A 25,751-nucleotide genomic window follows, 5' to 3' on the forward strand; every position below is an offset into this window, starting at 1 on the left:
GGGCGCGGGCGGGGGGGGGGCGGGGGGGGCGGGGGGGGCGCCCCCCGCGGCCGGCAGCCGCCGTCCGGCCCCAGGCGCTGGCCCCAGACGTCGAGTCCAGACGTCGGGCCCAGGCACCTGCCCCAGGCGTCGGCTCACCCGGGAACGGGCGGCCCGCCCGGCCCCGTGAGCGCGCCCGGTACCCGATCGGCGGGCGGGGCCTGCCCGGCGGGTGTGGTGTCCGGCGCGCGGGCCCAACGGCCGGCGAGCACGGTGCCGGCCACCAGCTGGAGCTGGTGATACGCCATCAGCGGCAGGACCAGCAGCCCGGCCTGGGGCCCGAAGAGCACGGTGGCCATCGGCAGGCCGTTCGCCAGGCTCTTCTGCGAGCCGCACAGCACCGCCGCGATGGTGGCCGGCCGGTCGAGCCCCAGCAGCCGTGCGCCGAGCCCGGTGACCGCGAGCGCGGCGGCCAGCAGGGCGAGCAGCACCGCGAGCAGGCCGAGCAGGGCGCCCGGGGTGGCCAGGCCCCAGCTGCCCTGGGCCGTCGCCGCGCTGAACGCGGTGTAGACGACGAGCAGGATCGAGCCCCGATCCACCGGCGTCAGCACCCGTCTGTGCCGGGCGAGGAAGGCACCGATCCACGGCCGCAGCACCTGCCCGAGCAGGAACGGCGCGAGCAACTGGGCCCCGATCCGCAGCAGCCCCTCGGCCGACAGCGCCGTGTGCACGTCCAGGAGCCAGGCCGCCAGCAGCGGGGTCAGCAGCAGCCCGGCCAGACTGGAGTACGTCCCGGCGCAGATCGCCGCCGGGACGCTGCCCCCGGCGGTGCCGGTCAGCGCCACCGAGGACTGCACCGTCGACGGGAGCAGGCAGAGGAACAGCACCCCGGTCTGCAACTGCCCACTGAGCGGGACGGGCGTGAGTAGTGCGGTGGCCGCCCCGAGCAGCGGGAAGAGGCCGAAGGTGGCGGCGAGCACCAGCCCGTGCAGCCGCAGGTGGCGCAGCCCGGCCAGCGTCTCGCGGGCGGAGAGCCGGGCGCCGTAGAGGAAGAACAGCAGCGCCACCGCCAGGTTGCAGGCCACGGCCGCCACCCGCGCCGAGCCCCCGGTGGCCGGGAACAGGGCGGCCAGGCCGACCGCCCCGGCGAGCGCGACCAGGTACGGGTCGAACCGGCGCGGCCGCGGCCCGCGCCGCCGGCCCCGGCGGGCGGTGTCGTCGGTCATCGGCCACCCCCGATCGCCGCCCCGCCCGGGCCGGACCCGAGCAGGCCGCCCACCAGGGACCCGGCGCCGTCGTGGTCGCTGCCCGCCGAGCCGCTGCCGTTCTGGACGTTGGCCGTGCGGTCGATCTCCACCCAGGAATCGGCGTTGGAGTTGTCGACGAGCGTGATCAGCCCCCCGCCCGCCGCCGCGGGCGCCGCCGCGCCGGCGAGCAGGCCGCACGCCCCGGCCAGCCCCAGCGCGGTGGCCCGCAGGACGGCGGCCGCCGGGGGCGGGGCGGGACCGCGCAGCCCGGCCGTCACACCGTCACCCCCGTGAGCGGGCGTGAGCGCGCGATGTTCCGCTCCAGCAGTTCGGTGGACTCCCGCACGCCGATCTGCCGGCTCTCCCCGGCGCCGGCCGGCAGCCGCCCGTCGGCCACCTTCAGCCCGGCCAGCGCCTCGTCCATCGCCCGGTGGGCCGCGAACAGGCAGGGCGTGCTGTAGATCGCGACGTCCACCCCCAGCTCGGTCAGCTCGGAGAGCGACAACCGGGGGGACTTGCCGCCGGCGATCTGGTTGAACAGCAGCGGCTTGTCGCCGACGACCCGCCGGATCCGCCGGATCCAGTCCTCGCTGCGCACCCCGTCGACCAGCACCACGTCGGCGTCGGTGGCGGCGAGGGCTCGGGCGCGGCGCAGGATGTCGTCCTCCTCGGTGGCGTCGGTGCGGGCGACCACCAGGAGGTCCGTCCGGTTGGCGAGGACGAGGTCCAGCTTCTCCAGGTACTCCTCCAGCGGGAGGACCTGTTTGCCGTCGGCGTGGCCGCAGCGGCGCGGCCGTTTCTGGTCCTCCAGGATGACGCCGGACGCGCCGATGCGTTCGAGCCTGCGCACGACGTGGCAGGCGACCTCGGGATCGACGTAGCCGTCGTCGATGTCGACCAGGAGATGGTGCCGGGGGAAGGCGCCGCGCAGCCGTTCGACGAAGCCGACCATGTCCGGCCAGGCGATGAATCCGATGTCGGGCAGGCCGTAGTAGGAGGCGGCGAAGCCGAATCCGGAGACGAACATGCCGTTGTAGTGCTCGGCCGCGATGGAGGCCGAGTACATGTCGTAGACGCCGATGAGGGGCGTGGCTCCCGGGCTCGTGATCTCCTCGCGGAGCCGCTGCCCGTGGCCCGACGCCGTGGTTCCGTGGAACAAGGCCTTCTCCTCACTCGCGGTGGCTTTGCCTGAACTTGGTCTTCCCTAGACCCAACTGAGGCTCCATCACTATGCGACCTTTAACGTTCCGTGGGCAAATCTTTAAGGGAGATTCACTCATTCGAGTGAGGCGTTGAATTGAAGATATGTCAGACATATGAAAAGGGCGGTGGCGTGGAAGATCCACGCCACCGCCCTGGTCCGGTCGGGCCCGGCCGCCGGAGAATCCCGCGCCCCCGGCGATGGGCGCGTAGCCGTAGCCGTGGCCGTGGCGGGGGAGTTGCGGGCGCGCGTCGGCGCGCCGGAGCGTCAGGACGCCGGAACGGGGCGGACGGCGCGGCGTTCGCGCAGCGTCCGGAGCACCCGGCGGGTCGCCCGGGTGGCGACCGGCGGCAGCAGGTCCAGCGCCAGCCGGCGCGAGGTGGACTGCTGGACGGGGGCCTTGACCTGGTAGTTGAGCCGCAGCACCGGCTCCCCGGCGATGGTGTCGTCGTCCACCGTGTAGCCCTCGGCCCGCCAGTCGCGGGCGAGCAGGACCTGCCGGACGGCCGCGGCGTCGCCCCAGGTGCCGTAGAACTTCATCGGGGTGAGCAGCACCGGCCGCAGGCCGCCGGTGAAGACCGCCTCCCAGACCGCCGCCGACACGCCGGGGGTGTGTTCCGAGCGGTAGTCGTCCAGCGCCACGACGCCGTTCTCGGCGAGCGCCGCCCTGGTCACTGCGATGTCCCCGGCGACGTGCTCGTACAGGTGGGAGGCGTCGACGTGGACGAAGCGGCAGCTCCCGGCCGGGATCCGGCCGTCGGCCAGCACCGAGGTGGGCGCCTGCACGATCTCCGGCAACTCGCCGTGGAAGGCGAGGTAGTTGGCCTCGAAGGCGCTCCGGGTGAGGGTCTTGCGGTAGGACATCGCCATCTCGGCGGCGTTGTCCGCGTCGCCCGCCTCGGAGTCGAACAGGTCGCAGACGGTCAGCCGCTCGCCGGTCTGGAGGTGGTCGCCGAGCAGGACGGCGCTGCGGCCGAGGTAGCTGCCGAGTTCGAGGATGTCGCCGGTGGCGCCCGCCGTGGTCTGGGCCGCCAGCAGGTGGCCGAAGGCCGCCCGGTCGAGACGGAAGAACCAGCCGGGGATGTCGTCCCGGGTCAGTGGCGCGGGGCGGGTGGCTGCGGTCTCGGCGGTGGGCACGGCGGCCTCCAGGAGGGCGGGCGGGGCGCGGTGGCGGGTTCACGCCGCGGAGGGGACGCCGTGGACGTGAGGCCGATCATCATAGCGACGCGGAGGCCGACTGGGAGCCGGCTCGGAACGGCGCGATTTCGCGCGTTCGCGCTGCTGTGCGAAGGCGCGCGCCGGGTCGCGTCCCCGGCCTCACGGGTCAGTGCGCCGGGCCGTCCAGCTCGGCGATGGTCTCCGCCAGCCAGGCCCGCTCGGCCGCCGTGGAGGCCCGGGCGACCAGCAGCATGCCGCGCCGGAAGGGGTTCGGCTCCAGCTCGGCGGTGACCGCGCGGCCCTCACCGTCGTAGGAGAAGCTGCTCGGCTCGTCCAGGAACGCCAGCCGGCGCCGGAGCACGGCCGCCTGCGCGGGCGGGTCGGCGAGGTGGTGGAGGAAGGCGGCGTGCGCGAAGAAGCGGATCTGGTCGGTGATCTCGGCCTGCTCCGGGTCGGCCAGCCGGCGCCGCAGTTCGGTCCGGCCCTCCTCGGTGAGCTCCAGCGTCTGGCGCGGTGCGGCCCCGCTGCCCGGCTCGGTGCGGCGGCGCAGCAGTCCGGCCTTCTCCAGTCTGGCGATGGCGGGGTAGAGCGCGCCGTCGCTGACCGGCCGGACGTGGCCGGTGAGGCCGGTGATCCGGGACTTGAGCTGGTAGCCGTGCAGCGGCTGGTCGTACAGGAAGCCGAGGATCGCGAGGGTCAGCACGGTCGAAGCCCTTTCGTCGGAGTGCGCCCTGTGGCGCGCCCCATGTTACCTCTTGTCGATGTGCCTCGATAAGATATATCTCTATTCGAGACATGCCGCCGGCGGGCGGCGGAACGGGGGAGGAAGCATGCGCGGGCGTCCGTCGCGACGACTGGCCGCGCTGGCCGGACCGGTCTACGCCGAACTGCTGTCCGGCGTGATCGTCTCGGTGATCGGCACCTTCTGGGTGGCCGGCCTCGGCGGGGCGGTCGCCGCCGTCACCCTGCGGTTGGGGCCACGGCTGCCCGCACCCGCCGGGGAACCGGCGCGGCGGCGGGCCGGATCGTCCGCGCGGGAGCGCCGTTCGGCCTGGACTTCACCGCCCGGATGGCCGTCGGCACGGCCCAACTCGCCACTCGCCCTGGTCGAGGGCTTCGGCGTCGCGGCGGTGGCCGGGTACGGCATCGGCTACCGGGCCTTGCTGGTCGTCACCATGGCGTTCTACGCACTCCGGCAGGCCGCCGCGATCGAGGCCGCCCGCCTCTGCGGCGCGGGCCGCGCCACCGCGCCACCGCGCTGGGCGTTGCACCGCGCCACCGCGCCGGGCGCGCTGCACCGCGCCACCGGACGCCTCGCCGCGCTCCTCGGCGCCGTCGCGGCGGCGCTGTCCCCGACGCTCGCCGTCCCGCTGACCGCGCTGTTCACCGACGACCCGGTGGCGGCCGTGCAGTCCGTCGGCTTCCTGCGGATGGCGGTGCTCCACCTGCTCCCGTACGCGCTGGTGGTCGCCCTCGGCGGGGTGCGCCAGGCGGCGGGCGCCGGCTGGCCGCTGGTGCTCTCCGTGCCGCTCGGCCCGGGCGCCCAACTCGCCACCTCCGCGGCCCTGTCGGGGCCGCTCGGGGTGACCGGGGTGTGGGCGGGGCCGGCCGTGGGTGCGGCCGTGCAGCTCGGCCTGCTGCTTCTCCTGGCCCGGCGCGGGCCCCTGCGGCCCGCGCCGTTGGCGGACCAGGGCGACCGGCCCCGAAGCCGGTCGGATGATCGACTCCGGTCGCCCGGCTGTGCCACAGTGGAAGCCATGGGACCGACACTCGACGGGCGGCCGCTGCCGTCCCCGCACGCAGACGAACGCGCCATGCTGGAAGGCTGGTTGGAGTTCCATCGGGTGACTCTTGTGCAGAAGGTCGCCGGACTCGACGACCAGCAGGTCCGGCTGGCGGCCGTCCCGCCGTCGACGATGACGCTGCTGGGCCTGGTCCAGCACCTCGCCGAGGTCGAACGCACCTGGTACCAGCGGGTGCTGGCCGGCCGGGAAGCGCCGCCGCTGTACGGCGCGGACGGCGAGGGCGGCTACGCGCTCACCCCGGACCGGGGGATGCCCGAGGCGTTGGCCGACTGGCGGGCGGAGGTCGAGCAGGGCCGCGAACTGGCCGCCGCGGCGGCGCTGGAGGACACCGGACGCCTCTCCGAGCGGGCGGCGGCCGTGTTCGGCTCGGAGACGGTCTCGCTGCGCTGGATCCTGGTGCACCTGATCGAGGAGTACGCCCGCCACAACGGCCACGCGGACCTGCTCCGGGAGAGCATCGACGGCCTCACCGGCGTGTGACGGCTCCCCGGGGGAGGGCCTCGGGAGCCGGGCCGAGGTGGGCGTCCAGGGCGGCGCGCAGCAGCGGTTCGACGTCCTCGCCGCCGGTGATGAGCCGCAGGCTGCCCCAGGCGCGCAGTTGGGCCAGGCCGTGCAGGTTCGCCCACAGCGCGGCGGCCGCCGGTCCGGGATCGGTGGACTCCGGGCGGGCCTCGCCGACCAGGCGGGCGACGGTGTGGAACATCGGCAGGGTGGTGTGCCGCAGCTCGGCTCCGCTGCCCTCCAGCAGGTCGTGACGGAACATCAGCTCGAACATGCCGGGGTTGGCCGCCGCGAAGCCGAGGTAGGCGCGGGCGAGCGCGTCGAGCCGGGTGCGGGGGGCCGCGTCGGTGGTGGCGGCCATCGCGTCGGCGCCGGCCAGGGTGTCGGTGAGCCTGCCGAACCCGTGCCGCGCGATGGCGGCGAGCAGTTCGCGGTGGGTGGGGAAGTGGCGGCGGGGGGCTCCGTGCGAGACCCCCGCCTGCCGGGCGATCTCGCGCAGACCGAGGGCGTGGACGCCCTCCCTGGTCACCAGTTCGACGCCGGCGGCCACCAGGCGTGCGCGCAGGTCCTTGTCCTGATCGGTCATGGGCCTTGTCTACCAGGCTGCTGTAGACAGTGTCTACTCTCGTCGGTGCGGGCGCTCCGGGCAGAATTCGGAGGCATGGACGAAGGCGGAGAGGCGGCCTGCTGGCTGGACCGGGTGTGCCCGGAGTGCGGGCGCCTGCGCGAGCGGCCAGGGCCGCAACCGTGCGAGAACTGCGGGGCCGGGAGCGCGGACGGCACTGGCGGCACGGGCGGCGAGGCAGGAGCCCGGCAGCCCGCGGCCGAGGCCGCGCCGGAGCGGGACGGCTGACCGCAGGTCCAGGACGGATCGGCCCCGGCCCGGAAGGGCTGAACGCTGACCCGCAACGCCTGAACCCCGGCTCGGAACAGCCGAACGACGGCCCGGAACAGCTGGGCCCCGGTGCGGCCGGGCGGGCCTGACCGGGGCCGCAGGCGTACGGCGGGGTTCGGTCTACTGCTGCGGCGGCTGGTCGCGGAACTGGTTCTTCGCCTGCTCCTGGGCGGAGTCCACCTGGCTGCTGTACTTGCCCTGGGTGCGCTCGTCGACGGCGTCCCCCGCCTTGTCGACGGCCCTGTCGGCCTGGTCCTCGTGGCCCTTCAGCAGGCCCTTGAGCTTATCCAACATGGACATCTGGTCACGCTCCTGGAAGAGACGGCCCCACCCCTCCAGGATCACCGCCTCCGCCGCCGTCCGCATCCCGCGGCCGCGCGGCGGCCTTGGCAACGTGATGCCGGTCATGTCAAATCGGGAGTTCACGGACCGCCGGAAGGAGTCGCCTTGAAGCCCCGAGCCCGCCGCCCGATCTCCCTGCCCCTCCGCCCGACCAGCCCGCTCGACCAGTCCACCCCGATACCGCACCAGCAGCGCCGGGACCAGCGCCCGCGCACTGCCACCGTCCGGAGCGCGGGCGCCGTACTGACCGTCGCCGCCCTGGCCGCCCCGCTGCTGCTGGCCGGGGCCGGTGGCGCGGCCGCCGACCCGGACCCGGTGCGCAGAGGCGAGAGGCTCGCCGCGCGCCTGGTCGATGCCGCCGACGCCGAGAGCGCCCACGACACCCTGGCCGCGCTCCAGCGGATCGCCGACCGCAACGGCGGTACCCGGGTGGCCGGTTCGAAGGGGCACGACGAGTCCGCGCGCTACGTCTACGAGCAGGCCCGCCGGGCCGGGCTGAAGGTGTCCCGGCAGGAGTTCGAGTACACCTTCTTCGAGGCCCGCTCGGAGCGGCTGCAGGTGCTGTCCCCGCAGGCCGAGAGCATCCCGCTGACCGCCATGACGTACTCGCTCGGCGGTCCGGACGCGGGCCTGACCGCCGACCTGGCGGTCGCCCCGGTCAGCGCCACGACCGGCTGCGCGCCCACCGACTACCCGGCCGGCGCGTTCACCGGCCGGATCGCGCTGATCCAGCGCGGCGGCTGCGGCTTCGCCGTCAAGCAGGCCGCGGCCGCGACGGTCGGCGCGGTGGGCGCGATCATCTACAACAACACCGACGGCGACCTCAACGGCACCCTCGGGGACCCCGCGGCCGGCAGGATCCCCGTCGGCGGGATCACCCGGGCCGCCGGGGAGGCGCTGGCCGCGAAGGCCGCCGCCGGCCAGGTCCGGCTGAACCTCGACATCCGCACCGTCATGGAGCCGCGCAAGACCTGGAACGTCATCGCCGAGACCAGGGGCGGCGACCCGGCCGACACCGTGATGGTCGGGGCGCACCTGGACTCCGTCGCGGCCGGGCCCGGCATCAACGACAACGGCTCCGGTGCGGCGGGCATCCTGGAGGTCGCGCGCAACCTGACCGTCCACCCGGTGAAGAACAAGGTCAGGTTCGCCTGGTGGTCCGCCGAGGAGTTCGGCCTCAAGGGCTCGGAGGCCTACGTGAAGTCGCTCTCCGAGGCGGACCGGAAGAAGATCAGGCTCTACCTCAACTTCGACATGATCGCCTCTCCCAACTACGCGCAGTTCGTCTACGACGGCTCGGGCAGCACCGGCGGCGGCGCCGGCCCCGAGGGCTCGGCGCAGATCGAGCGGGACCTCACCGGCTACCTGGACGGCCGGGGCCTGCCGCACGAGCCGACCGCCTTCGACGGCCGCTCCGACTACGGCCCGTTCATCGACGCGGGCATCCCGGCCGGCGGCACCGACACCGGCGCCGAGGTGGTCAAGTCGTCGGCGCAGGAGGGCCGTTACGGCGGCACGGCGGGCGTGGCCTTCGACGCCTGCTACCACAAGGCCTGCGACGGCTTGAAGAACATCGACATGGACGCCTTCGACGTCAACATCGACGTGATCGCCCATGCCGTCGGCACCTACGCCTGGGACCTCTCCTCGCTGAACCGGCCCGTGCCGCCGCAGCGCCCCGCCGGCCAGGCGGGCGGCGGCGGTATGAGCGGGGGCCACGCCCACGAGGTGACGGCCTGACGCCCGGGTGGGCCCGCTGCCGTCCTCGGGCGGCGGGCCCACCCGTCCCACCCGCCGGCTCCGCCGCGCTCGTCCGCCATTCGGCCCCTCCTCCCGCTCGCACCTCCGAGCCCCGGCCCGGGCCCCGCCCCGGACCTCCCCCGGGCCCCGCCCCTGCCCGGCGAGGTTGCGAGCACCGTAGCCGAGGACACTGACAATCCGGCCCCGGGCCGGGTACGGTGCCGCGCGGAGCGCATCCGCCGAGACCCGGTGGGTGCGTCGAACCCGGTCCTGACACCATGGGACCGAGATCACGGGACCGTGACACCCTCGGAGGAGTCAGCAACATGAGCACGCACTACGACGTCGTCGTCCTCGGCGCCGGCCCCGGCGGCTACACCGCCGCCGTCCGCTCCGCTCAGCTCGGCCTGAAGACCGCGGTCATCGAGGCCAAGTACTGGGGCGGCGTCTGCCTGAACGTCGGCTGCATCCCCTCCAAGGCCCTGCTGCGCAACGCCGAGCTCGCCCACATCTTCACCAAGGAGGCCAAGACCTTCGGCATCAAGGTCGAGGGCCAGGTGACCTTCGACTTCGGCGAGGCCTTCCGCCGCAGCCGCTCGGTGGCCGACGGCCGGGTCAAGGGCGTCCACTACCTGATGAAGAAGAACGGCATCACCGAGTACGACGGCTGGGGCACCTTCGTCGACGACCACACCCTCCAGGTCGCGCTCAGCGGCGGCGGCTTCGACGTCGTCACCTTCGACCACTGCGTCATCGCCACCGGTGCCACCACCCGGCTGCTGCCCGGCACCAGCCTGAGCGACCGGGTGGTCACCTACGAGGAGCAGATCCTCACCGAGCAGCTGCCGGAGAGCATCATCATCGCGGGCGCCGGCGCGATCGGCGTCGAGTTCGCGTACGTGCTGCACAACTACGGCGTGAAGGTCACCATCGTCGAGTTCCTGGACCGCGTGGTGCCGCTGGAGGACGTCGAGGTCTCCACCGAACTGGCCAAGCAGTACCGCAAGCTCGGCATCGAGGTGCTCACCTCCACCCGGGTCGAGTCGATTGACGACAGCGACCCGAACGCCAAGGTCAAGGTCACCGTCACCAGGGACGGCCGGCAGCAGGTGCTGGAGGCCGACAAGGTGCTCCAGGCGATCGGCTTCGCGCCGCGCGTCAACGGCTACGGCCTGGAGAACGCGGGCGTCAAGCTGACCGACCGCGGCGCCATCGCGGTGGACGGCCGCGGCCGTACCAGCGCCGGGCACATCTTCGCGATCGGCGACGTGACGGCCAAGCTGATGCTCGCGCACGCCGCCGAGACGATGGCCGTGATCGCCGCCGAGACCATCGGCGGGGCGGAGACCATGGAGGTCGACTTCGCCATGATCCCGCGCGCCACCTACTGCCAGCCGCAGATCGCCTCCTTCGGCTACACCGAGGCGCAGGCCCGCGAGCTGGGCCACGACGTCAAGGTCGCCAAGTTCCCGTTCACCGCCAACGGCAAGGCGCACGGCCTCGGTCACCCGATCGGCTTCGTCAAGGTCATCAGCGACGCCAAGCACGGCGAGCTGCTCGGCGCCCACCTGATCGGCCCCGAGGTCACCGAGCTGCTGCCCGAGCTGACCCTGGCCCAGCAGTGGGACCTCACCGTCCATGAGGTGGCCCGCAACGTGCACGCCCACCCCACCCTCGGCGAGGCGGTCAAGGAGGCCATCCACGGCCTCGCCGGCCACATGATCAACATGTGACGCGCACCGCATGACGGCAGGGCCCGCCCGACCTCCCGGGCGGGCCCTGCCGTGTTCCGGCGGCCCCGGGCCCGGCACCGGCTCCGACGGCAGGTCAGGCCGACTCGTCCGGCGCCAGGGCGAGGTAGGTGAGCACCGCGCCGAGGGCGGACAGCGCGGCGAGGACCAGCCCGAGGACGTGCAGGGCGTCGGTGAACCCGGCGGCCAGAGCGGCCTGGTGCGCCGCGGCCACCCTGCCCTGGACGGCCTGCCCCGCGAGCTGCGCCGCCTCGTCGGCGGCGAGGCCGCTGCCGCCCAGGTGCGCGGCGGTCAGCGTGCTGAGCAGCGCGGCGGCCCCGGAGACGGCCACGGACTCCCCGGTGATCCGCATCGTGTTGAAGACGCCCGCGGCGGCCCCGGCGTGCTCGGCGGGGACGGTCCCGACGGCCGCGTCGTCCATCACCCCGAAGGCCAGTCCGACCCCGGCCCCGAACGGCAGCAGCGGCACCGCCAGCGCGAGCCACGACCCGTCGCCGCGCACCGTCACCAGCAGCAGGGAGCCCGCCGCGATCAGCGCGGAGGCGGCGGTCAGCACCGCCCGGACGGAGACGGCGGCGGCGAGGCGCCCGGCCACCAACGGCAGCAGGAGGACGGGCGCCGTCATCGGCAGCAGGAGCAGACCGCTGGTCAGGACGCTCCTGCCGCCCACGCCCTGGAGGTAGGCCGGGAGGTAGACCAGCAGCACGACGAACCCCAGGGTGACGGTGAACGGCTGGCACACCACGGCGAGGAACTCGGGCCTGCGGAACAGCCGGACGTCGACCATGGCGCGCCCGGCCCGGCGGACCTCCACCCCGGCGAACAGGACCAGCAGCAGCACCGCGCCCGCCAGCGGCAGCAGCGTGCCCGGCGCCGTCCAGCCGGCGGTGCCGGCCTGCACGAGCGCGTACGACAGCGCGGCGAGCCCGCCGGTGAAGCAGACCACCCCGGGCAGGTCGATCCCGGGGTGGTCCGGGTTGCGGGACTCCGGGGCCCGGGTGGCGCACAGCCACGCGGGCAGGGCCAGGACGGCGACGAGCAGGAAGACCGACCGCCAGCCGGCCGCCTCCACCAGCAGGCCGGCGGCCGGCGGCCCGATCGCCAGGCCGGTGCCGAAGGAGGTGCCGAGGATCCCGAAGGCGAGCCGTCGGCGCCGCCCGGAGGTGGACTGGGCCAGGACCGCCGCGCCCGCCGCCAGCACGGCGGCCGCCCCGCACCCCTGCACCGCCCGGGCGGCGTCGGCCACGGCCATCGACGGCGCGAGCGCCACCACCGCGGACAGCGCGCCGACCAGCGCGATCCCCGACAGCAGCACGCGCCGCCGGCCGATCCGGTCCGCGAGGCCGCCGGCCGCCAGCGGCAGGGCGGCGAAGGTGAGGTTGAAGGCGTTCAGCATCCACTGGGCGGCGCCCACCGAGGAGCCCAGCCGCGCGGTCATGCTGGGCAGCGCCACGGCGGCCCCGGTCACCGAGAACGGCAGCATCATGCTGGCGCAGCCGACGGCGGTGACGGTCGCCCAGTAGCCGCCCGGACCGCCGTCGGTACGCGGTGGGGGAGCGGCCGTGCCCGACGGGTGCTCGGTCCGGGGCGGCGCGGCGCGGCGGGCGTCTTCGGGACGGGCGCCTTCGGGACGGGCGTCGTCGAGGCGGGGAGAAACAGTCATGGCCCCGATCGTTCGCGGGCGCCGCCGCCGGGTGAAGAGAGCCCCGTTCCCTGGGTGTGACAGGGCCACCCTCCGGCCCCCGCACCCCCGGCCGGGCGCCCCATACTGGAACGCATGGCCGAACCGATCACGCTCGCCGCCAGCCTCGGCGACTACCTGCGCACCCGGCGGGCGCTGGTGTCACCCGCGCAGGCGGGGCTGCCGCCGACCGGACGCCGCCGGGTGCCCGGCCTGCGGCGCGAGGAGGTCGCCGAACTGGTCGGCCTCAGCACCGACTACTACGTCCGGCTGGAACAGGGCCGCGCCGAGCGCCCGTCCGACGAGGTGCTCGACGCGCTCGGCCGCGCCCTGCGGCTCGGCCCCGCCGAGCGCGCCCACCTGTACGACCTGGCCCGCCCGCCCCGCCGCTCGGCGGCCAGGGCGGCGGGCGCCGGAGGGGACGGCGACGCCCTGCGCCCCGCCCTGCGTCGGGTCGTGGAGGCGATGCCGACCACCCCCGCGCTGATCATGAACGACCGCAACGACGTCCTGGCGTGGAACCGGCTGGCCGCCGCTCTGATCGCCGACTTCCCCCAACTCCCGCCGCGCGAACGCAACCTGGCCCGCCGGATCTTCCTCGACCCGGGCGCGCCGGACGTCCACCTCGACTGGGAGGACGCCGCGTGCACCACCGTCGGCATCCTGCGGATGGCCTCCGGCCGGCAGCCGCACGATCCCGAACTCGTGCGCCTGATCGGCGAACTGGCACTCGGCAGCGCCGCCTTCCGCCGGTTGTGGGCCGGCCACCACGTGCACGAGAAGACCCACGGCCCCAAGCGCTTCCGGCATCCCGTGGTCGGCGACGTGACGCTCGACTACGAGACCTTCCAGGCGCCGGGCGCCGCGCGCCACCTCCTGGTCGTCTACACGGCCGCCCCCGGGAGCCCGGCCGAGGAGGCGCTCGCCTTCCTCGGCGGCTTCGCGGCCGCCGCCCCGGGCAGGTGAACCGGGGCCGCCCGGCCCGGGCCTGATCCGCTCCGGGCCTGATCCGCTCCGGGCCTGATCCGCTCCGGCGCGGAGCCGCCGTCGTCGCCCCGCCGTCCATGGCGGGCTCGTGGACGGAGTCGGAACGGCGGGATTTCCGCAGGCTGGGCGCGTACATGACGCCTGGTGGGGCGGGTGGAGAACCCTTGACGAGGGGTGGGTTCTCTGCGAATCTCTCGGCAGGTTTGGACCAAGGTCTTTTTCGCGGGGGAGAAGACCGGCTCCGGCCCGGGCGTGCGCAGGGGGGATCTGGGCGGCCGGGAGGGTGGGGGCCGGTGCGGCCGGTCGGCCGGCCAGGGGTGGGCCGGGCGGTATTCGGTGGCCGCGTCACCAGCGGATCCGTGGCGGCAGCGTCGCTGCCCGGTCGCGTGCCCCTACCGTTTCGCCGACTGCCGAATCGAGCCGCAGATGCCTGAGTCGTTCCCCGTGTCCGCGTCGTCCTTCCAGCAGGGCATCTGGCTCACCGAGCAACTCGGGCCCGTGCACGGGGCGTTCCAGATGCCCGTCCGGATCTCCTTCGACCGGGTCGACGCCGGGGTGCTCGGCCGGGCGGTGTCCGCGCTGGCCGACCGTCACAGCGCGCTGTCCGTGGTGTTCGTGGAGCGCGACGGCAAGGTGCTGCTGGAGCGGGGGCCCGCCCCGGGCCTGGAGGTGGTCGACGCCTCCGGGGACCGCGTGGAGGACCTGGAGAAGCGGCTGGCCGAGGAGGTGGCGCGGCCGTTCGACCTGTCGGCCGGACCGCCGGCGCGGTTCACCCTCTACCGCCGCGGAGGTGGAGCGGCGGAGCTGCTGATCGTCGTTCACCACGCGGTGTTCGACGGGGAGTCGAAGGACGTCCTGGTCGCGGGCCTCGCCGAGGCCTACGCCGACGCCGACGCCGAGGCCTGTGCCGAGGCCTGTGCCGACGTCGAGGCCGCCACGCCGCCCTGCCCGCCTTCTTCGCCCGCCCCGCCGGCTCCGGAGCTGGTGCGCCGGGCCGCCGACTGGTACGGCCCGCGCTGGGCCGCCGCGACGGCGCCGGTGCTCCCCGGGCTGCGACAGGCCGTCACGGCGGCGGGGCCGGGGGAGTCGGTCGGCTGGCGACTGGACGGTCCGGCCCGGGCGCGGCTGGCCGACGCGGCCGGGCGCAGCGGCGTCACTGTCTTCGAGTTCCTGCTCGCCGCGCTGCACGGGCTGCTGCTGCGCTACGGCGGCGAGGCCGTCCCGGTCTCCGTGCCGTTGTCCGTCCGGGCGCCGGAACAGGCCGGTGAGCCGGGGCTGTTCGTCAACGAGCTGCCGGTCCACGCGCCGTCCGGGACGAGCGTCCGGGACTCCTTCGCGGGCTACGCCCGGGCCGTCCGCGCCGAGGCGCGCGCCGGGTACCCGTTCCGGGCGGTGCCGTTCGGCGCGGCGGTGGGCGGGCTGACGGCCCGGGTCGGCCTGGCCCCGGTGTCGTTCGGGTACCGGCGCGCCCGGGGCGCCGACCCGGTGTTCCCGGGCAGTGCCGCGCGCGTGGACCGGGCCGTGTTCAACGGCGCCGCCCGCAATACGCTCCACCTCCAGGTGGTCGACACCGCCGACGCCCTGGACTGCTCCCTCCAGTACGCCCCGGCGGTCCTGCCGCCGGCCGCCGCCGAGCGCATCGCCGGGCACTACCGGGCGCTGCTCGACGCCGCGACGGCGCGGCCGGAGACGCCGCTGGGAGACCTCGCCCTGCTGGGCGAGGCCGAGCGGCGCCTGGTGACCACCGGGTGGAACGCCACCGCCCGCGCCTACCCGAGCGACCGCACGGTGCTGGACCTGGTGCGGGAGCGGGCCGCCGAGGCACCGGACGCCCCCGCCGTCAGCGCCGCCACCGGGCGGCTGAGCTACCGGGACCTGGTGGCGCGGGTCGACGAACTGGCGGCGGTGCTGCGCGGGGCCGGGGTCGCGGCGGGCGACCTGGTCGCCCTGCACCTGGACCGCTCCGCCGACCTGCCGGCCGTGCTGCTCGCCGTGCACGCCGCCGGGGCCGCCTACCTGCCGCTCGATCCCGGCTATCCCGGCGAGCGACTGGCGCACCTGCTCGCCGACTCCGGCGCCGTGCTGCTGGTCACCGACCGGGAACCCGCCCTGGAACTGGCGGCGGCGGCGCCGGCCGTGCTCCGGCTCGGGACGGACCACCCGGCACCGGCGGCCACCACCGCCCCGGCGGCGACGCGGGGCGCCCTCGCCTACGTGCTGTACACCTCCGGCTCCACCGGGCGGCCGAAGGGCGTGGAGATCGGCCACCGGGCGCTGGTGAACCTGCTGGCCTCCTTCGCCGACCTGCTCGGCTCGGGGCCCCACGACGTGTGGCTCGGGCTGACCTCGCTCTCCTTCGACATCTCCGGCCTGGAACTGCTGCTGCCGCTGACCACCGGAGGCCGCCTGGTGCTCGCACCGGACGGCGCCGCCCTGGACGCCCCGGGCCTGCGCGACCTGGTCCGTCGCGAGGGCGTGACCCACGTGCAGGCGACCCCCTCCGGCTGGCGGGTGCTGCTCAGCGCCGGGGCGCTGCCGCCGGGGCTGACCGCACTGGTCGGCGGCGAGGCGCTGCCGCTGCCGCTGGCCCGTGAACTGCGGGCCGGCGTCGCCAGGTTGTTCAACGTCTACGGGCCCACCGAGACGACGATCTGGTCCACCTGTGCGGAGGTCCCGGCCGGGCCGGAGGCCGTGCTGATCGGCCGGCCGATCGCCAACACCCGGGCGTACGTCCTGGACGCGGACCACCGGCCGCTGCCGGTCGGGGTGCCCGGCGAGCTCCACCTCGGGGGCGACGGGGTCGCGGAGGGCTACCGGGGCCGCCCCGACCTGACCGCCGAGCGCTTCACCGCGGACCCGTTCGCCGACGCCCCGCCCGCCGGCACCCCGCCTGTCGAGGGCCTGTCCGCCGACGCCCCGGCCGCCGGCCGCCGGATGTACCGCACCGGCGACCTCGCCGCCTGGACCGAGGACGGCGAACTGGCCTTCCACGGCCGGGCCGACGACCAGGTCAAGATCCGCGGCCACCGGATCGAACCCGGCGAGATCGAGGCGGCGCTGCTGGAGCACCCGGCGGTCGCGCAGGCGGCCGTCACGGTGTACGAGGAGAGCCCGGGGGAGCCCGGGCTGGTCGGCTACCACGTCCCGGCGCCCGGCGCAGGGCCGACGGGCGCCGCCGACCTGCGGGACCACCTGCTGCGCACCCTGCCCGCCGTCATGGTGCCCCGGCGGTTCGTGGCGCTGGACCGCCTGCCGCTCACCCCGAACGGCAAGCTCGACCGCCGCGCCCTGCCCGCCCCGCCGCCCGTGGCCCCCGCGGCCGGACCGCCGTCGGCCGCCCCCGGTGCCGCCCCGGTGGTGGCGGAGGTCCGCGACGACGTCACCGAAGCCGTCCTGGCGATCTGGTCCGAGGTGCTGGGCCTGCCCGAGGTCGGCCCGGACGACGACCTCTTCGAGTTCGGTGGGCACTCGCTGACGATCATCCAGATCACCGCGCGGATCCGCGCCGCGCTCGGGGTGGAGCTCGACTTCGACCTGTTCTTCGACGCCTCGACCCCGGCCGGGATCGCCGCGGCCGTCCGCGAGCGCCGCTGACCACGGGCGAGTACCCCTGCGCTCCCCCTCCCGCCCCCGCCCGAATGGACCGCCGATGACCGACACCCAGGACCCGCCCGCCGACTGGTCCGCCACCAAACGCGCCCTGCTCGCCCAGCGACTGCGCGGCGCCGCCGCGCCCCGGCGCACCGTCGAGCCGCGCCCCGAGGGCAGCGCACCGCCGCTGTCCAGCGGGCAGGAACGGCTCTGGTTCATGGACCAGTTCACACCGGGCGGGACGGCCTACGCGCTGGCGCCGGCCCGCCGGCTGCGCGGGCCGCTGGACCGCCCGGCGCTGGACCGCGCCCTGGCCGACCTGGTGAACCGCCACGAGAGCCTGCGGATGTCGTTCCCGACCACGGAGCACGGCACCGCCGAGGTCGCCATCGCCGAACCGGGCCCCTTCCCGGCCGAGTTCGTGGACGCGGCCGACGATCCGGACCCCCGGCGAAGAGCCGCCGACGAGATCGGCGCGCTGGTCGGCCGCCCCTTCGACCTGGCGCGCGGCCCCCTCCTGCGGGCGCTGCTGGTCCGGCTCGCCGACGAGGACCACGTGCTCGCCCTGGTGATGCACCACATCGTCTGCGACGGCTGGTCCATCGACATCCTCAACCGCGAACTGGACGCGCTCTACGCCCAGTACGCCCACCGCACCACCGTCGAACTCCCGGAGCTGCCCGTACAGTTCGGCGACTACGCGCACTGGCAGCGGGAGCGGCTGGCCGGCGGCGCACTGGCCGCCTCCCGGGACCACTGGCGCGCCGAACTCGCCGACGTCCCGGCACTGGAACTGCCCGTCGACCGCCCGCGTCCGCCGGTGCTCACCTTCGACGGCGCCGCCCTGGAGCTGCACTGGAGCCCGGAGCTGGTGCGGGCCGTCGCCGAGTGCGCCCGCGCCCACGGGGCGTCGACGTACATGGTGCTGATGGCGGGCCTCCAGGTGCTGCTGGGGCGGCACTCCGGGCAGCGGGACTTCGCCGTCGGCTCGGCGGTGGCCGGCCGCCTCCACCGCGAACTGGAGGGCGTGGTCGGGGCGTTCGTCAACATGCTGCCGATCCGGGCCCGGCTGGAGCCGGGGCAGAGCTTCGCGGGCCTGATCGGGCGGGTGCGGGAGACGACGCTCGACGCCTACACCCACCAGGAGGTGCCGTTCGAGCAGATGGTGGCGGACCTGGACGTCGAACGGGACGTCAGCCGCTCGGCGGTGTTCCAGGTGACCTTCGCCTTCCAGAACTACGGGGACCGCGCCGCCTCCACCGCGCCCGCCGCGGCGGCGGAGGGGTTCGGCTACGAGGCCACCACGACCCACGCCGACCTCGCCTTCTACCTGCGGGAGAAGAAGGACGGCGGGCTCTACGGCCTGATCACCTACCGGACCGACCTCTTCGAGGCCGACACCGTACGGCGGCTCGCCGAGCGCTTCGAGGTGCTGATGGCGGCGGCGACGGCGGATCCGGCGCAGCCCGTCGACGGCCTGCCCATGCTGACCGGGGCCGAGCGCCGGGACGTGGTCGAGCGCTGGGCGGCGGGCCCCGAACTGCCCGCGCCCGCGCCCGGTCCCGGGACGCTGACCGGGCTGCTCGCCGAGGCGGCGCGCGGCGCGGGCGACCGCCCGGCACTGGTCTTCGACGGCCGCACCCTCTCCTACCGTGAACTCGAGGCCCGGGCCACCGGCCTGGCCCGCCGGCTGCGGGCGCTGGGCGTCGGCCCGGACGACCGGGTGGCGGTGTGCCTGGAGCAGTCCCCGGAACTGGCGGCGGCCCTGGTGGGCGTCCTGAAGGCCGGCGGCGGCTACCTGCCGCTGGACCCGGAACAGCCGCCCGCGCGGCTCTCCCACCTGGTGGCGGACGCGGGCGTGCGGGTGCTGGTCACGGACTCGCGGCTGCGGACGGCGTTCGCCGGCTACGACGGCGCCGAGCTGCTCGTCGACCGGGAGCCGGTCGGCGAGGGTCGAATCCTGCCGGACGAGGCCCCGTTGGCGGAGGCGTCCGGGCCGGACGACCTCGCCTACGTGATCTACACCTCCGGCTCGACCGGGCAGCCCAAGGGCGTGGCGGTGCAGCACCGCCAGATCCTCAACTACCTGGCCGGCGTGCGGGAACGCCTGCGGATCGAGCCCGGTGCGGCCTACGGGCTGCTGCAGTCCCTGTCCTTCGACTTCAGCATCACCATGCTGTACCTGGCGCTGACCACCGGGGGCCGGGTGCACCTGCTGCCGCGCCGCATCGCCGGTGCCGAACTCGCCGAGCGCATCGAGGAGTCGGGCATCGACTACCTCAAGATGACGCCGTCGCACCTGGCCGCGCTGACCGCCGACGTGGACGCGGAGCGGCTGCTCCCGCGCCGGGCCCTGGTGCTCGGCGGCGAGGCGTCGCCCTGGGCCTGGGCGGCGGACCTCGCCGGCCGGGGCCGCTGCGCGGTGTTCAACCACTACGGGCCGACCGAGGCGACGGTCGGCGTCACCGTCCACGAGGTCCTGCCGGGCCCGGCGGGACCCGGCAGCACACCGATCGGCACCCCGCTCGCGGGTGCCCGCTGCTACGTACTGGACGAGGCCCGCCGACCGGTGCCGCCCGGGGTGGTGGGCGAGCTCTACCTCGGCGGGGACCGGCTCGCCCGCGGCTACCTGGGCCGCCCCGACCTGACGGCGGAACGTTTCGTCGAGGACCCGTTCGCCGACGGGCGGATGTACCGCACCGGCGATCTGGCCCGCTGGCGGCCGGACGGCACGCTGGAGTACCTGGGCCGCGCCGACGACCAGATCAAGGTCCGCGGCTACCGGGTCGAGCCCGGCGAGATCGAGGCCGCGCTCACCGCGCTGCCCGGCATCACCCAGGCGCTCGTGACGCTCCGCGGCGAGGGCGTCCGCCAGAATCTCGTCGCCTACCTCGAACACCCCGGCGCCGCCCCCGCCCCGACACCCGCCGAACTACGGGAGACCCTGGGCGCCGTCCTGCCGGACTACCTCGTCCCGGCCCGCTACGTCGTCCTCGACGCGCTGCCCCTGCTGGCCCACGGCAAGGTCGACCGCAAGGCGCTGCCCGAACCCGAGGACCCGGCGCCGACCGGCGGACACGTCGAACCCGACGGCGAGGCCGAGACGCTGATCGCCGCGATCTGGGCCCAGGTGCTGGGCGTCGAACGGGTCGGCGCGCTCGACGACTTCTTCGACCTCGGCGGCCACTCCCTGCTCGCCACCCAGGTCGTCGCCCGCCTGCGCCGGGCCTTCCCGGACCTGCCCGCCCCCATCGGCGTGATGGACCTGTTCACCCACCCCACCGTCCGCCGGCTCGCCGCCCTGGTCGCCGACCCGACCGCCGAACGCGGTTCCGGCGGCCTGCTCCACCGGCTCACCCCGCCGAGTCCGCGCACCACCGCCAGCGTGGTCTGCGCCCCCTACGGCGGCGGCAGCGCGCTCATCTACAAGCCGCTCGCCGACGCCCTGCCCGAGGACTGGGCGCTGTACTCGATCGCCGTCCCGGGGCACGAACTCGGCGAGGAGGCGATGGACATCGACGAGGTCGCCGCGACCTGCGCCCGCGAGATCGTCGAGAACGTCCCCGGCCCGATCGTGCTGTACGGGCACTGCGGCGTCGGCGTCCGCCTGGCCGTGGAGATCGCCCGGCAGGTCGAGGCCGCCGGCCGGGAGATCGACGCCGTCCACCTCGGCGGCATCTTCCCCTTTGCCCGTCCCCGGGGGCGCGGCGCCGCCGTCGGCGAACGCTGGGCCGACCTCACCGACCGGCTGCGCAACGACCAGGGCATGATCAACGTGCTGGCCGCCGCCGGGCTGGACACCGACGAGGTCGACGCCGAGCAGCTGCGGCTGATCGTGCGCAACCGCCGCACCGGCACCAAGGACGCCGAACGCTACTTCACCCGGCTGTTCGACAGCGAGGACGGCCGGATCAGGGCCCCGATCATCGCCGTCTGCGGCGAGCGCGACCCGGCGACGGACTTCTACCAGGAGCGCTACCGGGAGTGGCACCGGCTCACCGACACCGCCGCGGTCGTCGTGCTCGACGAGGCCGGCCACTTCTACCTGAAGTACCGGGCCGCCGAACTCGCGGAGATCCTCACCCGCGTCCACCGCTCGATCGCCGCCGGCCAGGAGGAACGGCACCACCGGAGCGACGGCGCGACCTGGTGGCTGGCCGGGCTCTCCCGGGGCGACGGCGCGCCACGGGCGGAGCAGGCCCCGCTGCGACCGACCATGCGCCGCTTCCTCACCGTCGCCTCCGGGCAGCAGGTGTCGATGATCGGATCGGCGCTCACCGAGTTCGCCCTCCCGGTCTGGATCTACCTGCGCACCGGTTCCCTGGCCCAGTTCGGACTGCTGGCCGCCTGCGGACTCGTCCCCGGCATCCTCGCCGCACCGATCGCGGGCGCCGTCGTCGACCGGGGCGACCGGCGCCGGATCATGCTCTACGGCGACCTCGCCGCCGGCGCCACCCAGGCGCTGCTGCTCCTGCTCCACCTCACCGGAAGCCTCCAGGTCTGGCACGCGTACGTGCTCATCGGCGTGCTCTCCACCGCGCTCACCTTCCAACGGCTCGCCTGGAACGCCGCGGTGCCCCAACTCGTCCCCAAGCGCTACCTCGGCCGGGCCAACGGCCTGGTGCAGATGGCCTTCGGCCTCGCCCAGTTCCTCGTCCCGCTGTTCGCCGTCGGCCTGCTCGCCGCGATCGGACTCGGCGGCATCCTCACCCTCGACGTCGTCAGCTACGCCGCCGCCCTCGCCGTCACCCTGGCGGTCCGCTTCCCCGACCTGATGGGCGCCCGCCGGCGCGAGAGCGTCTCCGCCGAGATCCGCGAGGGCTTCCGGCGGGCCCTCGGCAGCCGGCACTTCCGGGCCATGCTGCTGTTCTTCGCGGTGCTGAACATCTTCCTCTCCCCGCTGTTCCTGCTCACCACCCCGCTGGTGCTCTCCTTCGCCCCGCTCGCGGCGGCCGGCTGGGTGTCGACGGCGGCCGGCCTCGGGGCCGTACTCGGCGGGCTCACCCTGCTCGCCTGGGGCGGGCCGCGCCACCTGCGGCTGCGCGGGGTGCTGCTCGCCACCCTGGCCCTGGCCGGGGCGTGCCTGGTCACCGGGCTGCGCCCGTCGCTGGTCGTGGTCGCCCTCGGCGCGTTCGGCATGGCCTTCGGCCTGGCCCTGGTCAACGGCGTCTACGCGACCATCGTGCAGACCAAGGTGCCGCTGCGCTTCCACGGCCGGGTGATCGCCGTGAACACCATGGTCGCCTGGTCGACCCTGCCGGTCGGCTTCGCCCTGGTCGCCCCGCTCGGGCCCCGGCTGCTCCAGCCGCTGATGGACCACGACGGCACCCTGGCCCCGACCGTGGGCCGGCTCATCGGCACCGGCGACGGCCGCGGCATCGGGCTGCTCTACCTGCTGTTCGGCCTCGCGATGGCCGCCCTGGTGCTGGTCTGCCTGGCCGTGCCCGTGCTGCGCCACTTCGACCGGGACGTCCCCGACGCCGAGCCCGACGACCTGGTCGGGCTGAAGACCCTCCAGGACCGGGCCGCGACCGCTCCTGCCACCCCTGCTGCCCCCGCTGCTCCTGTCGCTCCCGCTGCCCTTGCCGCCCCGCGCCGCTCCGAGACCGAGGTGACCGTCCGGTGACCACCGCCATCCACCCGCTGACCGGCGAACAGCGCCGGCTCTGGTTCCTCCAGCAACTCCACCCGGACGACGCCGGTTTCAACATGTACCTCAACCGGCGGTGGACCGGGCCGATCGACCCGGAGGCCCTGCGCGCCGCGCTGCACCGGCTGACGGCGCGGCACGAGATCCTGCGCACCCGCTTCGCGCTCGGCGCCGCCGCGGGGCCCGCGGCCGCGGACGGCGAGGAACCCGTCCAACTCGTCCAGCCCCCGGCCGAGATCGACCTCGCCCTGGTCCGGCTGCCCGAGGGCGCGGCCGAGGCCGAGTTCACCGACGCCTGCCGCCCGTACGTCAACGCGCCCTTCGACCTCGCCGCCGGGCCGCCGCTGCGGGCGGCGCTGATCAGCGCGGGGGAGGGGGAGCACGCGCTCTGCGTCGTCGTCCACCACATCGTCTCGGACGGCTGGTCGTTCCGGACGATGTGGCGCGAACTGCTCGCCCTCTACCGTGAGGCGATCGGCGAGGCCCCCGCCGAACTGCCGGAACTCCCGCTCCAGTACGGCGACTTCGCCCGCGCCGAGCAGGCCAGGACGGCCGGCGGGGCGGCCGAGGAGGCGTTCCGCTACTGGGCGGAGAGGCTGGCCGGCACCGGCGCGCTGCGCCTCCCGCTCGACCACCCGAGGCCGGCCGACCCGGCCCGGCCCGCCGGGTTCACCACCGTCTGCCTCGACCCCGAACTGACCGCCGCCCTCGACCAGTTGGCGCGACAGGAGCGGTGCACCCCGTTCATGGTGCTGCTGGCCGGGTACCAGTACGTGCTCGCGCGCTGGACCGGCTGTCGGGACTTCGTGGTCGGCACCCCGCTGGCCGGCCGCAACGAGGCCGCGCACGAGGCGCTGCTCGGCTACTTCAGCCGGACGGCGGTGATCCGGGCCGACCTCACCGGCGACCCCGACTTCCGTACCGTGCTGCGGCGAACCCGCTCGGCCACGCTCGCCGCCCTGGGCCACCAGGACGTGCCGGTCGAACGGCTCGCCGCCCACCTCGGCCTGCCCGCGGAGCCCGGCGCCGGGCCGCTGTACCGGGCCGTCTTCGTCCACCAGAGCCAGTACGACCTGGCGGGCGGCCCCGGCGCGCCCGCCCTGCCCGCGGGCGTCCGCACCGCGAGCATGGACTCCGGCTTCGAGCAGGCCAAGACCGACCTGCTGCTGGACAGTTGGCGCACCGCCGACGGCGGGATCGCGCTGTCCTTCTGCTTCGACCGCGAGGTGCTGGACCGGGAGACCGTCGAGGCCCTCGGCCGGCGGTGCCGCGCCCTGTTCGCCCGGGTGGTCGACGACCCGCAGCTCCCGTTGCACGGGGACTGGCTGGTGGGGTCCGAGGAGCGGGCGGAACTGCTCGCACTGGGAGCGGGCCCGGAGGCCCAGGAGGCCCGGACGGTGCTGGAACGGTTCGCCGAGCAGGCCGCCGCCCGCCCGGACGCCCCGGCGCTGGAGTGCGACGGCCGGAGCCTGACCTACGGCGAACTCGACCGGCGCTCCAGCGCGTTGGCGCGACGGCTCGGCCGGGTGGCGGGCCGGGTCGTCGCGGTGTCGATGCCGCCCTCCTTCGACCTGGTCGTCGCCCTGACCGCGATCTGGAAGGCCGGCGCCGCCTACCTGCCGCTCGATCCGGCCCACCCCGAGGAACGCCGCCGGCTGATGGTGCGCGAGGCCGACGCCGCCCTGGTCCTCACCGGCGTCGACCCGGCGATCGACGGCCCCGGGCACGACGGTCCCGACCACGCCGACCCCGGGCACGCCGACCCCGTCCCGTCGGACCCCTGGGGCCCGGCCTACGTGCTCTACACCTCCGGCTCCACCGGCGCGCCCAAGGCCGTCGCCGTCGACCACGCCGCGCTCGCCGCGCGGGTGGCCTGGATGGCCGGGCCCGACGGCTACGCGCTCGGACCCGCCGACCGGATCGTCCAGTTCGCCTCGCTCGGCTTCGACACCCACGTCGAGGAGCTCTGGCCCGCGCTCGCCTCCGGGGCCTGCGTCGTCCTGCTGCCCGGCGGCGGCCGCACCCTGCCCGACCTGCTGGGCGGCCCGCACGGCGACACCGTCACCGTGCTCGACCTGCCCACGGCCTACTGGGAGGAACTCGTCGGCCTCGGCGAGCAGACCCGCTGGCCGGCCGCGCTGCGCTTGCAGATCCTCGGCGGCTCCCAGGTGGGCGCCGACGCCGTCGACCGGTGGCGGCAGCGGCACGGCGACGCCGTCCGACTGGTCAACACCTACGGCCCCACCGAGGCCACCGTCATCGTCACCGCGACCGACCTGACCGCCGCGGACACCGCCCGCCGGCCTGCGCTGGGCCGCCCGCTGCCCGGGGTCCGCCTCCACGTGCTGGACGAGCGCGGTGCCCTGCTGCCGCGCGGCTCCGAGGGCGAGCTGTACCTCGGCGGCGCCGGGCTGGCGCGCGGTTACCTGGGCCGGCCCGACCTGACGGCGGCCGCCTTCGTGCCCGACCCGTTCACCGCCGACCCGTCGACCGGCGACCCGCTCACCGTGGACCCGCTCACCGGCGGCCGGATGTACCGCACCGGCGACCGGGTCCGCTGGCGTACGGACGGGCAACTGGAGTACCTGGGGCGCGGCGACGGCCAGCTGAAGCTGCGCGGCTACCGGATCGAACCCGCCGAGATCGAGTCCGCCCTGGCCGCGCACCCGGCCGTCGCCCAGGCCGCGGTGCTGCTGCGCGACGGGCGGCGGCTGCTGGCGTACGCGGTGCCCCGCCTGGGCGCCCGGCCCGGCCCGGCGGAGCTGCGCGAGCACCTGGCCCGGCGGCTGCCCGCCTACCTGGTACCGGACGCCGTGGTGCTGCTGGACCGGCTGCCGCTGACCGCGAACGGCAAGCCCGACCCGGCGGCCCTGCCCGACCCCGAACCGGCCGCGGGGGCCCGCTACCTCGCGCCGCGCACCGACGCCGAACACCTGGTCACCGAGCTGTGGCAGGAGGTGCTGGGCGTGCCCAGGGTCGGGGTGCTCGACGACTTCTTCGCGCTCGGCGGGGACTCCCTGCTGGTCACCCGGGTCGCCGCGCGGATCCGGGCCGGGCTCGGCCTCGACGTGCCGATCCGGGACGTTTTCGAGAGCAGCACCCCGGCCGTCCTGGCGGCCCGGATCGAGGCGCTGCTGATCGCCGAGATCGACGGCCTCACCGAGGCGGAGGCCGCCGGCCGGCTCACCGGCTGAGGGCACGGCCGGCGGCCCCCCGCCCCCAG

General features: G+C 75.3%; 16 protein-coding genes. 8 read left to right on the plus strand and 8 right to left on the minus strand.

Annotated elements, in window-relative coordinates:
• Window positions 1-134 precede the first annotated feature (134 nt).
• From AB0O82_RS25245 to AB0O82_RS25265, 5 genes are all read right to left on the minus strand, one after another.
• Window positions 135-1,205 carry a bile acid:sodium symporter family protein gene (locus AB0O82_RS25245; protein WP_363586229.1) on the minus strand — a complete coding sequence of 357 codons (1,071 nt, stop codon included), beginning with the start codon at window positions 1,203-1,205 and terminating at the stop codon, window positions 135-137.
• A complete protein-coding gene (locus AB0O82_RS25250; protein WP_363586230.1) occupies window positions 1,202-1,504 on the minus strand; it encodes a hypothetical protein in 303 nt (100 codons plus the stop codon). The genes AB0O82_RS25245 and AB0O82_RS25250 overlap by 4 nt, the downstream gene beginning before the upstream one ends.
• A complete protein-coding gene (locus AB0O82_RS25255; protein WP_363586231.1) occupies window positions 1,501-2,385 on the minus strand; it encodes an isocitrate lyase/PEP mutase family protein in 885 nt (294 codons plus the stop codon). The genes AB0O82_RS25250 and AB0O82_RS25255 overlap by 4 nt, the downstream gene beginning before the upstream one ends.
• Before the next feature lie 309 nt (window positions 2,386-2,694).
• A complete protein-coding gene (locus AB0O82_RS25260) occupies window positions 2,695-3,564 on the minus strand; it encodes a class I SAM-dependent methyltransferase (protein WP_363586232.1) in 870 nt (289 codons plus the stop codon).
• Window positions 3,565-3,751: 187 nt separating this feature from the next.
• Complete coding sequence (locus AB0O82_RS25265; protein WP_363586233.1) at window positions 3,752-4,288, minus strand: PadR family transcriptional regulator; 537 nt, start codon at window positions 4,286-4,288, stop codon at window positions 3,752-3,754.
• 1,054 nt (window positions 4,289-5,342) lie between these two features.
• On the opposite strand from AB0O82_RS25265, the gene AB0O82_RS25270 reads away from it, so the two are divergent.
• Window positions 5,343-5,870: a DinB family protein gene (locus tag AB0O82_RS25270; RefSeq protein ID WP_363586285.1), complete on the plus strand. Its 528-nt coding sequence runs from the start codon at window positions 5,343-5,345 to the stop codon at window positions 5,868-5,870.
• On the opposite strand, the gene AB0O82_RS25275 is transcribed toward AB0O82_RS25270, so the two are convergent.
• Complete coding sequence (locus AB0O82_RS25275) at window positions 5,857-6,477, minus strand: TetR/AcrR family transcriptional regulator (RefSeq protein ID WP_363586234.1); 621 nt, start codon at window positions 6,475-6,477, stop codon at window positions 5,857-5,859. The two genes, AB0O82_RS25270 and AB0O82_RS25275, sit on opposite strands and share 14 nt — an antisense overlap.
• Window positions 6,478-6,552: 75 nt before the next feature.
• Here AB0O82_RS25275 and AB0O82_RS25280 point away from each other — a divergent pair, with 75 nt between their 5' ends.
• A complete protein-coding gene (locus AB0O82_RS25280; RefSeq protein WP_363586235.1) occupies window positions 6,553-6,744 on the plus strand; it encodes a hypothetical protein in 192 nt (63 codons plus the stop codon).
• 162 nt (window positions 6,745-6,906) lie between these two features.
• On the opposite strand, the gene AB0O82_RS25285 is transcribed toward AB0O82_RS25280, so the two are convergent.
• A complete protein-coding gene (locus tag AB0O82_RS25285) occupies window positions 6,907-7,086 on the minus strand; it encodes an antitoxin (RefSeq protein WP_363586236.1) in 180 nt (59 codons plus the stop codon).
• Between the two features lie 285 nt (window positions 7,087-7,371).
• Between AB0O82_RS25285 and AB0O82_RS25290 the strand changes: the two genes are divergently transcribed.
• Both AB0O82_RS25290 and lpdA read left to right on the plus strand, forming a co-directional pair.
• Window positions 7,372-8,868: a M28 family peptidase gene (locus AB0O82_RS25290; RefSeq protein WP_363586286.1), complete on the plus strand. Its 1,497-nt coding sequence runs from the start codon at window positions 7,372-7,374 to the stop codon at window positions 8,866-8,868.
• Between the two features lie 326 nt (window positions 8,869-9,194).
• Window positions 9,195-10,601: a dihydrolipoyl dehydrogenase gene (gene lpdA / locus AB0O82_RS25295; protein WP_363586237.1), complete on the plus strand. Its 1,407-nt coding sequence runs from the start codon at window positions 9,195-9,197 to the stop codon at window positions 10,599-10,601.
• Window positions 10,602-10,695: 94 nt separating this feature from the next.
• Here the strand turns inward: lpdA and AB0O82_RS25300 are convergent, their stop codons facing one another.
• Window positions 10,696-12,282 carry an MFS transporter gene (locus tag AB0O82_RS25300; protein ID WP_363586238.1) on the minus strand — a complete coding sequence of 529 codons (1,587 nt, stop codon included), beginning with the start codon at window positions 12,280-12,282 and terminating at the stop codon, window positions 10,696-10,698.
• A 114-nt stretch (window positions 12,283-12,396) separates the two neighbouring features.
• On the opposite strand from AB0O82_RS25300, the gene AB0O82_RS25305 reads away from it, so the two are divergent.
• From AB0O82_RS25305 to AB0O82_RS25320, 4 genes are all read left to right on the plus strand, one after another.
• Window positions 12,397-13,266 (plus strand): helix-turn-helix transcriptional regulator, encoded by an 870-nt coding sequence (locus AB0O82_RS25305; RefSeq protein ID WP_363586239.1) that lies wholly within the window; start codon window positions 12,397-12,399, stop codon window positions 13,264-13,266.
• A 447-nt stretch (window positions 13,267-13,713) separates the two neighbouring features.
• Window positions 13,714-16,881: an amino acid adenylation domain-containing protein gene (locus tag AB0O82_RS25310; RefSeq protein ID WP_363586240.1), complete on the plus strand. Its 3,168-nt coding sequence runs from the start codon at window positions 13,714-13,716 to the stop codon at window positions 16,879-16,881.
• A gap of 55 nt (window positions 16,882-16,936) precedes the next feature.
• A complete protein-coding gene (locus AB0O82_RS25315) occupies window positions 16,937-22,504 on the plus strand; it encodes an amino acid adenylation domain-containing protein (RefSeq protein WP_363586241.1) in 5,568 nt (1,855 codons plus the stop codon).
• Window positions 22,501-25,722, plus strand: coding sequence for an amino acid adenylation domain-containing protein (locus AB0O82_RS25320; protein WP_363586242.1), 3,222 nt, complete (start codon window positions 22,501-22,503; stop codon window positions 25,720-25,722). The genes AB0O82_RS25315 and AB0O82_RS25320 overlap by 4 nt, the downstream gene beginning before the upstream one ends.
• The last annotated feature ends 29 nt before the right edge of the window (window positions 25,723-25,751 follow it).

The organism is Kitasatospora sp. NPDC088264 (genome assembly GCF_040685715.1).
Taxonomy (GTDB): Bacteria; Actinomycetota; Actinomycetes; order Streptomycetales; family Streptomycetaceae; genus Kitasatospora.

What these genes read in the sequence shown, in the direction of transcription:
- AB0O82_RS25245 (WP_363586229.1), bottom strand. Translation starts at nt 1,205, where the DNA reads ATGACCGACGACACCGCCCGCCGGGGCCGGCGGCGCGGGCCGCGGCCG.
- AB0O82_RS25270 (WP_363586285.1), top strand. Translation starts at nt 5,343, where the DNA reads ATGGGACCGACACTCGACGGGCGGCCGCTGCCGTCCCCGCACGCAGAC.
- AB0O82_RS25275 (WP_363586234.1), bottom strand. Translation starts at nt 6,477, where the DNA reads ATGACCGATCAGGACAAGGACCTGCGCGCACGCCTGGTGGCCGCCGGC.
- AB0O82_RS25280 (WP_363586235.1), top strand. Translation starts at nt 6,553, where the DNA reads ATGGACGAAGGCGGAGAGGCGGCCTGCTGGCTGGACCGGGTGTGCCCG.
- AB0O82_RS25285 (WP_363586236.1), bottom strand. Translation starts at nt 7,086, where the DNA reads ATGTCCATGTTGGATAAGCTCAAGGGCCTGCTGAAGGGCCACGAGGAC.
- lpdA (WP_363586237.1), top strand. Translation starts at nt 9,195, where the DNA reads ATGAGCACGCACTACGACGTCGTCGTCCTCGGCGCCGGCCCCGGCGGC.
- AB0O82_RS25300 (WP_363586238.1), bottom strand. Translation starts at nt 12,282, where the DNA reads ATGACTGTTTCTCCCCGCCTCGACGACGCCCGTCCCGAAGGCGCCCGT.
- AB0O82_RS25305 (WP_363586239.1), top strand. Translation starts at nt 12,397, where the DNA reads ATGGCCGAACCGATCACGCTCGCCGCCAGCCTCGGCGACTACCTGCGC.
- AB0O82_RS25310 (WP_363586240.1), top strand. Translation starts at nt 13,714, where the DNA reads ATGCCTGAGTCGTTCCCCGTGTCCGCGTCGTCCTTCCAGCAGGGCATC.
- AB0O82_RS25315 (WP_363586241.1), top strand. Translation starts at nt 16,937, where the DNA reads ATGACCGACACCCAGGACCCGCCCGCCGACTGGTCCGCCACCAAACGC.